At 61.1% G+C, this 13,154-nt stretch carries 9 protein-coding genes; 8 read left to right on the top strand and 1 reads right to left on the bottom strand.

From position 1 onward, the window contains the following. The first annotated feature begins 437 nt into the window (after positions 1-437). Positions 438-653 carry a ribosome modulation factor gene (rmf, locus tag PMI30_RS30330; protein WP_003223300.1) on the top strand — a complete coding sequence of 72 codons (216 nt, stop codon included), beginning with the start codon at positions 438-440 and terminating at the stop codon, positions 651-653. 307 nt (positions 654-960) lie between these two features. Here rmf and PMI30_RS23835 read toward each other — a convergent pair whose 3' ends face one another. Next, a complete protein-coding gene (locus PMI30_RS23835; RefSeq protein WP_008006990.1) occupies positions 961-1,980 on the bottom strand; it encodes a quinone-dependent dihydroorotate dehydrogenase in 1,020 nt (339 codons plus the stop codon). A 230-nt stretch (positions 1,981-2,210) separates the two neighbouring features. On the opposite strand from PMI30_RS23835, the gene PMI30_RS23840 reads away from it, so the two are divergent. The 7 genes from PMI30_RS23840 to PMI30_RS23870 all read left to right on the top strand — a co-directional run bounded on the left by PMI30_RS23840 (position 2,211) and on the right by PMI30_RS23870 (position 13,149). Beyond that, positions 2,211-3,422: a CmpA/NrtA family ABC transporter substrate-binding protein gene (locus PMI30_RS23840; protein WP_008006989.1), complete on the top strand. Its 1,212-nt coding sequence runs from the start codon at positions 2,211-2,213 to the stop codon at positions 3,420-3,422. Positions 3,423-3,437: 15 nt separating this feature from the next. Continuing rightward, positions 3,438-4,013 carry an ANTAR domain-containing response regulator gene (locus PMI30_RS23845; RefSeq protein WP_008006986.1) on the top strand — a complete coding sequence of 192 codons (576 nt, stop codon included), beginning with the start codon at positions 3,438-3,440 and terminating at the stop codon, positions 4,011-4,013. Between the two features lie 359 nt (positions 4,014-4,372). Beyond that, a complete protein-coding gene (locus PMI30_RS23850; protein WP_008006983.1) occupies positions 4,373-5,584 on the top strand; it encodes a nitrate/nitrite transporter in 1,212 nt (403 codons plus the stop codon). 7 nt (positions 5,585-5,591) lie between these two features. After that, positions 5,592-7,262, top strand: coding sequence for a bifunctional protein-serine/threonine kinase/phosphatase (locus tag PMI30_RS23855; protein ID WP_008006982.1), 1,671 nt, complete (start codon positions 5,592-5,594; stop codon positions 7,260-7,262). A gap of 405 nt (positions 7,263-7,667) precedes the next feature. Further along, positions 7,668-10,121, top strand: coding sequence for a nitrite reductase large subunit NirB (nirB, locus tag PMI30_RS23860; RefSeq protein WP_008006981.1), 2,454 nt, complete (start codon positions 7,668-7,670; stop codon positions 10,119-10,121). Then, positions 10,118-10,435, top strand: coding sequence for a nitrite reductase small subunit NirD (gene nirD, locus PMI30_RS23865; RefSeq protein WP_007902067.1), 318 nt, complete (start codon positions 10,118-10,120; stop codon positions 10,433-10,435). Before nirB ends, nirD begins: the two co-directional genes overlap by 4 nt. Continuing rightward, entirely contained in the window at positions 10,435-13,149 is a 2,715-nt protein-coding gene (locus PMI30_RS23870; protein ID WP_008006980.1) for a nitrate reductase, read from the top strand. Before nirD ends, PMI30_RS23870 begins: the two co-directional genes overlap by 1 nt. Positions 13,150-13,154 lie beyond the last annotated feature (5 nt).

Below are 13,154 nucleotides of genomic sequence, written 5' to 3'. Positions count from 1 at the left end.
CGAAGGTGTGCCGTCCCACCCTGACTGCTCGGGTTAAAAGAGCTTAGATGCCAGGGCAGATAAAAAAGTTGATGCAACAAAATGTCATAAGTCGACCCTTCGTCGAATAGTCCCCAAGTGAACGGGTGTCATTCTCGTTAAAGGCTTCAACCCTCTCATCCCGCGCAGGGCCGATCATACCGGGCTTTGGCCAATGAACACGGGACAAATATCGTGTTACTTATGGCCATAGCATCTTTATGGTTACGTTCTTATGACAAAACGATCATTCCCTCGGTGTGACGCATTGGTTAGAACTCAACTCAGGTTGACGTCGCAACGGCGTCAACACCTTGGCTCGCGACGCCGGCAGCGAGCCACCAACGGCAGAATTTTTCTGCCTGACCTCGATTGAGGTCGACGCGATACATACAGTCAACAAGTGAGGGCAACACCCTATGAGAAGACTTAAGCGTGATCCGTTGGAAAGAGCATTTTTGCGCGGATATCAATATGGCGTTGGTGGTAAATCCCGTGAGCTTTGCCCTTTTACTCTACCGTCGGTACGCCAAGCCTGGATCAATGGCTGGCGAGAAGGACGCGGCGACAACTGGGACGGTATGACCGGCACTGCGGGAATCCACAGACTCAACGAACTTCACGCCGTCGGCTAATACAGGGCACACACTCCGACACGACAATCTGATTACGCAACGACTTAACCACGCACGTCCCATCCGGACGGCGGGCTTCGGCCCAGGGGCTCCTTCGAGGAGCCCTTTTTTATGCCTGCTCCAAATTCAGCGAAGAAACAATTGTGGCGAGGGGGCTTGCCCCCGTTGGGCTGCGAAGCGGCCCCAAAACCAGACAACGCGGTGAATCAGGAAGAACACGGACACAGGGTTTACGACTGCTTCGCAGCCGAACGGGGGCAAGCCCCCTCGCCACAAAAGCCCTCGCCACAAGTCTCCTACCCAGGGATTAGCGCAGCGCGGCGATGGCATCCACCGATTCACGAATCAGCGCCGGGCCTTTATAGATAAAGCCAGAGTAAATCTGCACCAGGCTCGCACCCGCAGCGATTTTCTCAGCCGCGTGCTTGCCTTCGGTGATACCGCCCACGGCAATGATCGGCAAGCGACCGGCCAGTTCCGCCGCCAGCACCTTCACAGTGTGAGTACTCTTGTCGCGAACCGGTGCGCCGGACAATCCGCCCGCCTCGTCACCATGTTCCATGCCTTCGACGCCAACGCGGCTCAGGGTTGTGTTGGTGGCGATCACCGCATCCATCCCGGTTTCGATCAACGCCTGGGCGACTTGAGCGGTTTCTTCGTCAGTCATGTCCGGCGCGATTTTGATCGCCAGCGGTACATGCTTGCCGTGGCGCAGGGCCAGTTCCGCCCGGCGGGTGGCCAGGTCGGCGAGCAATTGCTTGAGCGAATCACCGAATTGCAGGCTGCGCAGGCCCGGGGTGTTCGGCGAACTGACGTTGACCGTCACGTAGCTGGCGTGGGCATAGACCTTGTCCAGGCAGATCAGGTAGTCATCGACCGCACGTTCAACCGGGGTATCGAAGTTCTTGCCGATGTTGATGCCCAGCACGCCCTTGTACTTGGCCGCCGCCACGCGAGCGAGCAAGTGATCGACACCGAGGTTATTGAAACCCATGCGGTTGATGATCGCCTCGGCGTCCGGCAAGCGGAAAATCCGTGGTTTCGGGTTGCCCGGTTGCGGTCGCGGCGTGATGGTGCCGATTTCGACGAAACCGAAACCCAATTGGGCAAAACCATCGATCGCCGCGCCGTTCTTGTCCAGACCGGCCGCCAAACCCACCGGGTTCGGGAACTCCAGGCCCATGACCGTTACCGGCAATTTCGCCGGTGCCTTGCACAGCAAGCCGTTAAGGCCCAAACGCCCGCCCGCGCCGATCAGGTCCAGGGACAGATCGTGGGAGGTTTCCGGGGAAAGTTTGAACAGCAGCTGACGGGCCAGGGTGTACATGGGCAGGCTTGACTCGGTTGGCGATGAGAGGCGGCGATTATAGCCGTGCATCGGGTCCACAGGCGAGGCGCGCAACAAAATCAGCCGGCGATGGCATATGCCTTGCACCAATTACAGGCATCAGCACTCATGCCAACGGCGGGATGAGTGGAAGGACAATGGCGTCGTCACCCGGCTTTGCCCCCGCAAGGGCCTTGGGACGACGCTTTTTTTTGGAAGGTGCGAAATCGATGAACGAACCATCAGCCGGCCCTCTGGCCTGGGTCAACGGCAGCGATGCCCCGGAAAAGACTGAAATCAACCTCGGCTTCATGGCCCTGAGCGACTGCGCCTCAGTGGTGGTCGCCGCCACTCAGGGCTTTGCCCAACCCTACGGCCTGACCCTGAACCTCAAGCGCCAATCGTCCTGGGCCAACCTGCGAGACAAACTGGTCAGCGGCGAACTGGACGCCGCCCACAGCCTGTACGGCCTGATCTACGCCGTGCACCTGGGCATCGGCGGCGTAGCCTCCACCGACATGGCCGTGCTCATGGGCCTGAACCAGAACGGCCAGAGCATCAACCTCTCCCACGGCTTACAGGCCTTGGGCGTGACCAGTCCTGAAGCACTCGATCGTCATGTGCACCAAAGTCGCCCAAAACTGACCTTCGCCCAGACATTTCCCACGGGCACCCACGCCATGTGGCTGTATTACTGGCTCGCGAGTCAGGGCATTCATCCGTTGCAGGATGTCGACAGCGTGGTGGTGCCGCCGCCGCAAATGGTCGCGCACCTGCAAGCCGGGCGCATCGACGGTTTCTGCGTCGGCGAGCCGTGGGCGGCCAGTGCGGTGCAGCAGAATCTCGGGTTTACGATGGCCACCAGCCAGACCCTCTGGCCCGATCACCCGGAAAAAGTCCTCGGCTGCACCCGCGCCTTTGTCGAGCAGTACCCCAACACCGCACGGGCATTGGTGATGGCGATCCTCGAAGCCAGCCGATTCATCGAAGCCAGCCAAGAAAATCGCCACAGCACCGCGCAACTGTTGAGTGCGCCGGAATATCTGGATGCACCGCTCGACTGCATCGAACCACGCTTGCTCGGTGACTACGCCGACGGTCTGGGCAATCGCTGGCAAGACCCACACGCCATGCGTTTCCACGGCGATGGTGAGGTCAATTTTCCGTATTTGTCCGACGGCATGTGGTTCATGACCCAGTTCCGGCGCTGGGGTTTGTTGCGTGACGACCCGGATTACCTCGGCGTGGCCCGTCAGGTCCAGCAACTAGACTTATACCGTGAGGCCGCCACCGCTGTCGGTGTGCCCGCCCGGAGTCAGGAAATGCGCAGCAGTCAACTGATCGACGGCAAAGTCTGGGACGGCTCGGACCCGGCCGGCTATGCCCGCAGCTTCACGCTGCACGCCATGAGCGACAGCGCTCCCCTTCTCGCCAGCCGCTGACAGGAGCCTGCGAATATGTTGCGTATCCTGCTGATCAATGACACTGCGAAAAAAGTCGGGCGTCTGAAGGCGGCTCTGACCGAAGCCGGGTTCGAGGTCATCGACGAGTCCGGCCTGACCATCGACCTGCCCGCGCGCGTCGAAACGGTGCGTCCGGACGTGATCCTGATCGATACCGAGTCACCGAGCCGCGATGTGATGGAGCAAGTGGTGCTGGTGACCCGTGACCAACCACGGCCGATTGTGATGTTCACCGACGAGCACGACCCCGACGTGATGCGCCGCGCAATCAAGTCCGGCGTCAGTGCCTACATCGTCGAAGGCATTCACGCACAACGCTTGCAGCCGATTCTCGACGTGGCCATGGCGCGCTTTGAAAGCGACCAGGCCCTGCGCGCGCAACTCCACGCCCGCGACCAGCAACTGGCCGAGCGCAAGCGCATCGAGCTGGCCAAGGGGCTGCTGATGAAGATGAAGGACTGCAACGAAGAAGAGGCCTACACCCTGATGCGCCGCCAGGCCATGAGCCGCCAGCAGAAGCTGATACAAGTGGCGGAGCAGATCATTGCCATGAGTGAGTTGCTTGGCTGAAGCCTTGTGGTGCTTGTGATGACGCCTTCGCGGGCAAGCCTCGCTCCTACAGGTTTTGTGTCGTTTACAACATCTGAACTCACAACAAAACCTGTAGGAGCGAGGCTTGCCCGCGAATGGCCGCGACTCGGTCTCCCTTGTTGGCACAGTTCTCGCTAAGTAAATCACTGCAAGGTAACCAACGGCGGTTGCCCCACCTACGACGAAGACGTCGCTCACCTCATTCGCCCCCTGGCGGATCGGGTAGCGGCGTTTTTTCGTTTTGGCCCCAGAGACCGGGGCCGGTGGTGCGGCCGTAGCGGCGCCCCACCCGCAAGCTCATGACTCCTTCTTGATACGCCTGACAGCTGAGGTGCGCGATGAATTCAAGCTTCTGGAAATCCGGCCATACCCCGACACTGTTCGCGGCCTTCCTCTATTTCGATCTGAGCTTCATGGTCTGGTACCTGCTCGGCCCTCTGGCGGTGCAGATCGCCGCTGATCTGCACCTGACCACCCAACAGCGTGGGCTGGTGGTGGCCACGCCGATTCTGGCCGGGGCCGTATTGCGCTTTGCGATGGGCCTGCTGGCTGATCGCCTGTCGCCAAAAACCGCCGGGATAATTGGCCAGGTGATCGTCATCTGCGCCCTGTTCGTCGCCTGGAAAGTCGGCATCCACAGTTATGAACAGGCGTTGCTGCTGGGCCTGTTCCTCGGCATGGCCGGTGCGTCCTTCGCCGTCGCCCTGCCGTTGGCCTCGCAATGGTATCCGCCCCAGCACCAAGGCAAAGCCATGGGCATCGCCGGTGCCGGTAACTCGGGCACCGTGCTCGCGGCCTTGATCGCCCCGGTGCTGGCCGCCGCGTTTGGCTGGAGCAACGTGTTCGGCTTCGCCCTGATCCCGCTGATCCTGACCTTGATTGTCTTCGCCTGGCTGGCCAAAAATGCCCCTGAGCGGCCGAAAGCCAAGTCCGTGTCTGACTACTTCAAGGCCCTGGGTGACCGCGACAGCTGGTGGTTCATGTTTTTCTACAGCGTGACCTTCGGCGGTTTCATCGGTCTGGCCAGCGCCCTGCCCGGTTACTTCAACGACCAATACGGCCTGAGCCCGGTGACTGCCGGCTACTACACTGCTGCTTGTGTGTTCGGTGGCAGCCTGATGCGTCCGTTGGGTGGCGCGCTGGCGGATCGCTTCGGCGGGATTCGCACCCTGCTGGCGATGTACACCGTGGCGGCGATCTGCATTGCGACAGTGGGTTTCAATCTGCCGAGTTCCTACGCCGCGTTGGCGCTTTTCGTCTGCACCATGCTCGGTTTGGGTGCAGGCAACGGTGCGGTATTCCAGTTGGTCCCGCAGCGTTTTCGCCGGGAGATCGGTGTGATGACCGGCCTGATCGGCATGGCCGGCGGCATCGGTGGCTTCGCACTGGCGGCCGGCATGGGCGCGATCAAGCAAAGCACCGGCAGCTATCAACTGGCCTTGTGGTTGTTCGCCAGCCTTGGCGTACTTGCCTGGTTCGGTCTGCACGGTGTGAAACGTCGCTGGAGAACCACTTGGGGTTCGGCAGCCGTTACCGCAGCACGGGTGTGAGGACTGAATGAGCCTGCAACTGAGCTTCGCCGAACACAGCGCCATCGGCCCCCGCGAGGAGAACCAGGACGCTCTGCGCCTGGTCACTCCGGCCCCGGCGCTGGCGGCGAGCAAGGGTTACCTGTTCGCCATCGCCGACGGCGTCAGCCAATGTGCCGACGGCGGTCTCGCGGCCCGTTCAACCTTGCAGGCCTTGGCGCTGGACTACTACGCCACCCCGGAAACCTGGGGTGTCGCCCAGGCATTGGACCGTCTGCTACTGGCGCAAAATCGCTGGTTGCAGGCTAACGGCGGCGGGCAACCGCTGCTGACTACCGTCAGTGCCCTGGTGATGCGCGGCCGGCGTTTCACCCTGGCGCATGTCGGCGATTGCCGGGTTTATCGCTGGCACGCCGACACGCTGCAACGGGTGAGTGAGGATCACGTCTGGGACCAGCCAGGCATGCAGCATGTGCTCAAGCGGGCTCTTGGGCTGGATCAACACCTGGTGCTGGACTTTCTCGATGGTGAACTGCGCCTGAACGAGAGTTTTGTGCTGCTCAGCGACGGCATCTGGGCCGTGCTGGGCGACACGGCCATTGCGGCGATTCTGCGTGATCAACCCGACCTGAACAGTGCCGCGCAGACCCTGGTCAGCGCCGCGCACCTGGCCGGCAGTCAGGACAATGCCAGCGCCCTGCTGGTACGGGTCGATGCCCTCGGTGAAACCAGCATTGGCGACGCACTGATTCATCTGCAGCAATGGCCGCTCCCGCCCGCGCTGAAACCAGGCCAGACCTTCGAAGGCTGGCAGATCGAAGGGATCCTCGGCCAAAGCCAGCAATCGCTGCTCTACCGGGTGCGCGACGCACAACAACAGCCCTGGCTGCTGAAAACCTTGCCCGGTGCGCTCCGTGACGATCATCAGGCCGGGCAGGCATTGTTGTCGGAGGAATGGTTTCTCAAACGGGTGGCCGGGCGGCATTTTCCTGAAGTCCATGCCGCCAGTCAGCGTCAGCATTTGTACTACGTGATGCGTGAATATTCCGGGTCTACCTTGGCTGAGCTACATGAGCGTGTCGCAACGCTGCCATTGGCTCAATGGCTGGACCTGGCCGAACGCTTGCTGCGGGCCATCGGCATATTGCATCGACGGCAGATTCTGCATCGCGATATCAAACCGGAGAACCTGCTGCTGGGGGACGACGGCGAGTTGCGCCTGCTGGATTTCGGCCTCGCCTACTGCCCCGGGCTGTCCGAAGATCAAGCCTGCGCCCTGCCCGGAACGCCCAGCTATATCGCGCCGGAAGCCTTTCGAGGTGATCCTCCTACATCACAACAGGATTTGTATGCGGTCGGCGTGACCTTGTATTACCTGTTGACCGGGCATTATCCCTACGGCGAAATCGAAGCATTCCAGCGCCCTCGGTTTGGTGTGCCTGTCAGCGCCAGTCGCTACCGGCCCGACCTGCCGGAATGGATTGCGCAAAGTCTGGAGCGCGCAGTGGCGGCAGCTCCGGATCAGCGCTTTGAAACGGCGGAAGAATGGTTGTTGCTACTGGAACAGGGAGAACGCCGCAGTTTGAGCGTGCGCCCCAGACCGTTGCTGGAGCGCGAACCGCTGAAAGTCTGGCGGACGTTGGCGCTGGTGTCGTTGCTGATGAATCTGGTGCTGCTGTTTTTACTGTTTCATGGTTGAGTTTTTCACTGCCCCCATAAAGATCAAAAAATCGTAGGCTTCGCCAGCTCCCACGGGTGCCCACGATCTCCTGTAGGAGCTGGCGAAGCCTGCGATCTTTTGATCTTTTCTGCTTCAAAACCGGGCATAGCGCATTGAACCGGTGCACACAAACACCCTCCTCCCGTGCTGAGAGCCCATAAATTCCGCATTTGTGCGACTTGGCACGACCACTGCATTACCTTTCCCAACATACATAAAGCCCAACCTTCAACGTAGAAGGCTGCGCTGCCCGAGAGAACGGGACAAGGACAAAGGCGTCCTCGCTAGTTAACTAGCGGGACGCCTTTTTTTGTTTGCGCAAAATTTTGTCGAGCAAGGCCTGAATGCCCTGATGAGGCAGGCCCGAGCTCCCCGGAGAACCTGATGAAAAAACTAAAACTAGTGATGATCGGCAACGGCATGGCCGGGGTTCGTACCCTGGAAGAACTGCTCAAGCTGAGTAATGAGCTGTACGACATCACGGTCTTCGGCGCCGAACCCCATACCAACTACAACCGCATCCTGCTGTCGCCTGTACTGGCCGGCGAACAGACCTTCGAAGAGATCGTGCTCAACGATCTGGACTGGTACCTGGAAAACAACATCAAACTGCTGCTCAACCGCAAAGTGGTGGAGATCGACCGGGTCAAACGTCGGGTCATCGCCGAAGACGGCACCGAGGCCGAATACGACCGCCTGCTGATTGCCACCGGTTCGACCCCGTTCATCCTGCCAATCCCTGGTAATACGTTGCAGGGCGTGATCGGCTACCGTGACATTGCCGACACTCAGGCGATGATCGACACCGCCAAGACCCACAAGCACGCCGTGGTCATCGGCGGCGGCCTGCTGGGCCTTGAAGCCGCCAACGGCCTGATGCTGCGCGGCATGCACGTCACCGTGGTGCACATCGGCGAATGGCTGCTGGAACGGCAACTGGACAAAACCAGTGGTCAACTCCTGCAAACCGCCCTGGAAGCCCGCGGCCTGCATTTCCGCCTGTGCGAACAGACCCAGGCCCTGCACGACGCCGGCAATGGCCGGGTTGGCTCGGTGCAGTTCAAGAACGGCGACATCATCCCCGCCGACCTGGTGGTGATGGCCGCCGGTATTCGTCCCAACACCGAACTCGCGGAAAAATCCGGCATCCCGTGCAACCGCGGGATTCTGGTCAACGACACGATGCAAACCTACGACCCTCGGGTCTACGCCATCGGCGAATGCGCCAGCCACCGTGGCATCGCCTACGGTCTGGTCGCGCCGCTGTTCGAACAGGCCAAGGTGTGCGCCAACCACCTCGCCCAACTGGGTTTCGCCACCTACAAGGGCTCGGTGACGTCGACCAAATTGAAAGTCACCGGTATCGATCTGTTTTCCGCCGGCGACTTCATGGGCGGCGAAGGCACCGAAACCATCACCCTCTCCGACCCGATCGGCGGGGTCTACAAAAAACTGGTGATCAAGGATGACGTGTTGGTCGGGGCTTGTCTGTACGGCGATACGGCAGATGGCGGTTGGTATTTCCGGCAGATCCGTGAGAACCATGCCATCGGCGAGATCCGCGATCACCTGATGTTCGGCGAAAACGCTCTTGGCGATGTAGGACACCAAGGCCAGGACAAAGCCATGAGCATGGCCGACACCGCCGAAGTCTGCGGCTGCAATGGCGTGTGCAAAGGCACCATCGTCAAGGCCATTCAGGAACACGGCCTGTTCAGCGTTGATGACGTGAAAAAACACACCAAGGCCGCCAGTTCTTGCGGTTCCTGCGCCGGCCTCGTCGAGCAGATCCTGATCAATACCGTGGGCGGTGCGGCGGACGTCAAACCGAAAAGCGAAAAAGCCATCTGTGGTTGCAGCGACCTCAACCATGGGCAAATCCGCCAGGCCATCCGCGACCAGCACCTGCTGACCATCGCTGGCACCATGAGCTACCTGAACTGGCGCACCCCGAACGGTTGCGCCACGTGCCGTCCGGCGCTCAACTACTACCTGATTTCCACCTGGCCGGGCGAAGCCAAGGACGACCCGCAATCGCGCCTGATCAACGAACGCGCCCACGCCAACATTCAGAAAGACGGCACTTACTCTGTAGTCCCGCGGATGTGGGGCGGTGTGACCAATCCTTCAGAGCTGCGGCGCATTGCCGACGTGGCCGACAAGTACAACGTGCCGATGGTCAAGGTCACCGGCGGCCAGCGCATCGACTTGCTGGGGATCAAGAAGCAGGACCTGCCAGGCGTCTGGAAAGACCTGGACATGCCGTCCGGCCACGCCTACGGCAAATCCATCCGTACCGTAAAAACCTGTGTCGGCAGCGAGTTCTGCCGCTTCGGCACCCAGAACTCCACGCAACTGGGCATCGAGCTTGAGCACGACCTGTTCAACATGTGGTCGCCGCACAAAGTGAAACTGGCCGTCTCCGGTTGCCCACGCAACTGCTCGGAAGCGGGGATCAAGGACGTCGGAATTATCGGCGTGGACTCCGGCTGGGAGATGTACATCGGTGGCAACGGCGGGATCAAAACCGAAGTCGCGGAGTTCTTCGTCAAACTGAAAACCGCCGAAGAAGTGCGCGAATACAACGGCGCTTTCCTGCAGCTGTATCGCGAAGAAGCCTTCTACCTCGAACGCACCGTGCATTACCTGCAACGGGTCGGCATGGAACACATCAAGAAAGCCGTGCTGGAAGACCCGGAACGGCGCAAGGCACTGAACGATCGCCTGCAATTTTCCCTGTCGTTCGAACAGGACCCCTGGAAGGAACGCCTTGAACAGCCGCTGCTGAAAAAAGAATTCGAGGTCATTCCCGTGAAGAACCTGGAGGTGTCGGTATGAACTGGCTGGATATCTGCGCACTGGAAGAGATCAACACCCTTGGCTCACGGATTATTGCGGGCCCGAAAGGCGACATCGCGATTTTTCGTACGAGCGACGATGAGGTTTTCGCCCTCGACGATCGCTGCCCGCACAAGGGCGGCCCGTTGTCCCAGGGTTTGATCTACGGCAAACGGGTGGCCTGCCCGCTGCACAACTGGCAGATCGATCTGGAAACCGGTGAGGCCCAGGCCCCGGATATCGGCTGCGCCCACCATCACTCGGCACGGGTCGAGAATGGCCGGGTGCTGCTGGCCCTGCGGGAAGCAAGCTGATGAACCAGATCACCGCCTCCACCTGCTGCTACTGCGGGGTCGGCTGTGGTGTGCTGATCGAGCACGACGGCGAGCGCATCCTCGGCGTCAGCGGCGATCCGGCACACCCGGCCAACTTCGGCAAGTTGTGCAGTAAAGGTTCGACCCTGCACCTGACTGGCGACCTGACGGCACGGGCGTTGTACCCGGAACTGCGCCTGGGCAAAGGCCTGGCCCGCAGCCGCACTGACTGGGACACTGCCCTCGATCACGCCGCCAGCGTCTTCGCCGAAACCATCGCCGAGCATGGTCCGGACAGCGTTGCGTTCTATATCTCCGGGCAGTTGCTGACCGAGGACTACTACGCCTTCAACAAACTGGCGCGAGCGCTGGTGGGCACCAACAACATCGACAGTAATTCACGACTGTGCATGTCTTCAGCCGTGGTCGGCTACAAGCGCAGCCTCGGCGCCGACGCCCCGCCCTGCAACTACGAAGACCTGGAATTGAGCGACTGCGTGATGATCGTCGGCAGCAACATGGCCTACGCCCACCCGGTCCTCTTTCGTCGCCTGGAAGAAGCGAAATCCCGCCGCCCACAGATGAAAGTCATCGTCATCGACCCACGGCGCACCGACACCTGCGATTTGGCTGACATGCATTTGGCGATTCTGCCCGGCACCGATGTCGCCTTGTTCCATGGGATTTTGCACCTGTTGCTGTGGGAAGACTGGGTCGACCGCGACTTCATCAAGGCTCACACCGAAGGCCTCGCCGAGCTGAAAAACCTGGTGCGTGATTACACCCCGACAATGGTGTCGCAACTCTGCGGGATCAGCGTCGAGCAATTGCAGCAATGCGCGGAATGGGTCGGCACTTCACCGAGCTTTCTGTCGCTGTGGTGCATGGGGCTGAATCAGTCCACTGCCGGCAGCGCAAAAAACAGCGCGCTGATCAACCTGCACCTGGCTACCGGGCAAATCGGTCGCCCCGGCGCAGGACCTTTCTCGCTGACGGGTCAGCCGAATGCCATGGGCGGCCGGGAAACCGGCAGTTTGTCGAACCTGCTGCCAGGCCATCGCGAAGCCGCCAATGCCGAACACCGCGCGCAAGTGGCCGACTACTGGGGCGTTGATCAACTGCCCGAGAACACCGGGCTGACCGCCATCGAACTATTCGAGCAGATGCGCAGCGGCAAGATCAAAGCCCTGTGGATCGCCTGCACCAACCCTGCACAGTCGCTGCCGGACCAGACCGCTGTGCGCGAGGCACTGCAAGCCTGTCCGTTCGTGGTGTTGCAAGAAGCCTTTCGCACCACCGAAACCGCCGCGTTCGCCGACCTGCTGCTGCCCGCCGCCAGTTGGGGTGAAAAGGACGGCACGGTAACCAACTCCGAACGGCGCATTTCCCACGTCCGCCGGGCCATCGGCGCACCCGGTGAAGCACGGTCCGACTGGGCGATCACCGTGGATTTCGCACAGCGCCTGGAAAAACATCTGCGCCCTGGAGCCACCAGCCTGTTTGCCTTTGAAACCCCGGCGCAGGTCTTCGACGAATACAAACACCTGACGCGCGGCCGCGACCTCGACCTCTCCGGCATCAGCCATGCGCTGATCGACCAGCTCGGCCCGCAGCAATGGCCCTTCCCCGCCGGGGCTCGCGAAGGCACGGCGCGGCTGTATCTCGACGGAGTTTTCCCGACCGCCAGCGGGCGTGCACAGTTCATCACCGACCCGTATCGCGCCGCCAAGGAACAACGCGATGCGCGCTTCCCCCTGACTCTGATCACCGGCCGCCTGCGCGATCAATGGCACGGCATGAGCCGCACCGGCACCGCCGCGCAGCTATTCGGCCATGTCAGCGAAGCCGTGTTGAGCCTGCACCCGGATGAACTGCGTCGGCATCGCCTGCAACCGGGCGATCTGATCAATCTGAAAAGTCGCCGGGGCTCGGTGATCGTGCCGGTCAGCAGCGACGACAGCGTACGTCCGGGCCAGGCGTTCCTGCCGATGCATTGGGGCGACCGTTTTCTCAAGGGCGGCGTGAATACCCTCACCCTTCCCGCCTTCGACCCATTGTCGAAACAACCGGAACTCAAGCACAGCGGCGTACGACTCGAGCCGGTGCAATTGCCCTGGCAGCTTTTCGCCCTGATAGAGGGTGATGTTCAACAACACTTGGAGACGCTGCGACCGCTCTGCGAGGCGTTTTCCTACGCAAGCCTCAGCCTTACCGGCCGTGAGCGCCCTGCACTGCTGATACGCGCCGCCAGCGCCACTGCGCCAGAGCCGCAGCTGTTGCGTGATATCGATCAATGTCTGGGGCTCAACGACGGCCCGGTATTGGCCTACGACGATCCTCGGCGCTCGATCGGCAAGCGGGTACGGATCGAAAACGGTCGGATCACCGCGATTCGCCTGGCCGGTGAAACCCTCGCCCAGCACTGGCTGCAAAGCCTGTGGCTCGAAGGTCGCGCCGACGAACAGCTACGCCGTTGGCTGCTGGCACCCTTGAGTGCGCCACCGGGCAGCGCTGGCGGTCCGGCATCCGGCACCAAAACCCTGTGCAACTGCATGAACGTCAGCCAGAACGCGGTCTGTGCCGGCATTGGTCGTGGCCTGGACTTGCAGGGTTTGAAACAAGAACTGGGCTGCGGCACGCAATGCGGCTCCTGCGTACCGGAAATCAAGCGTTTGCTGGCCGCCACCGCGCAGCCAGTCGCCGTCATCTCGTGAGGAAA

Origin of the sequence: Pseudomonas sp. GM50 (assembly GCF_000282375.1) — a bacterium.
Taxonomy (GTDB): Bacteria; Pseudomonadota; Gammaproteobacteria; order Pseudomonadales; family Pseudomonadaceae; genus Aquipseudomonas.
This window is presented reverse-complemented; position numbering and strand designations above follow the sequence as displayed.

What these genes read in the sequence shown, in the direction of transcription:
- PMI30_RS23850 (WP_008006983.1), top strand. Translation starts at nt 4,373, where the DNA reads ATGAATTCAAGCTTCTGGAAATCCGGCCATACCCCGACACTGTTCGCG.
- rmf (WP_003223300.1), top strand. Translation starts at nt 438, where the DNA reads ATGAGAAGACTTAAGCGTGATCCGTTGGAAAGAGCATTTTTGCGCGGA.
- PMI30_RS23855 (WP_008006982.1), top strand. Translation starts at nt 5,592, where the DNA reads ATGAGCCTGCAACTGAGCTTCGCCGAACACAGCGCCATCGGCCCCCGC.
- PMI30_RS23835 (WP_008006990.1), bottom strand. Translation starts at nt 1,980, where the DNA reads ATGTACACCCTGGCCCGTCAGCTGCTGTTCAAACTTTCCCCGGAAACC.
- PMI30_RS23840 (WP_008006989.1), top strand. Translation starts at nt 2,211, where the DNA reads ATGAACGAACCATCAGCCGGCCCTCTGGCCTGGGTCAACGGCAGCGAT.
- nirB (WP_008006981.1), top strand. Translation starts at nt 7,668, where the DNA reads ATGAAAAAACTAAAACTAGTGATGATCGGCAACGGCATGGCCGGGGTT.
- nirD (WP_007902067.1), top strand. Translation starts at nt 10,118, where the DNA reads ATGAACTGGCTGGATATCTGCGCACTGGAAGAGATCAACACCCTTGGC.
- PMI30_RS23870 (WP_008006980.1), top strand. Translation starts at nt 10,435, where the DNA reads ATGAACCAGATCACCGCCTCCACCTGCTGCTACTGCGGGGTCGGCTGT.
- PMI30_RS23845 (WP_008006986.1), top strand. Translation starts at nt 3,438, where the DNA reads ATGTTGCGTATCCTGCTGATCAATGACACTGCGAAAAAAGTCGGGCGT.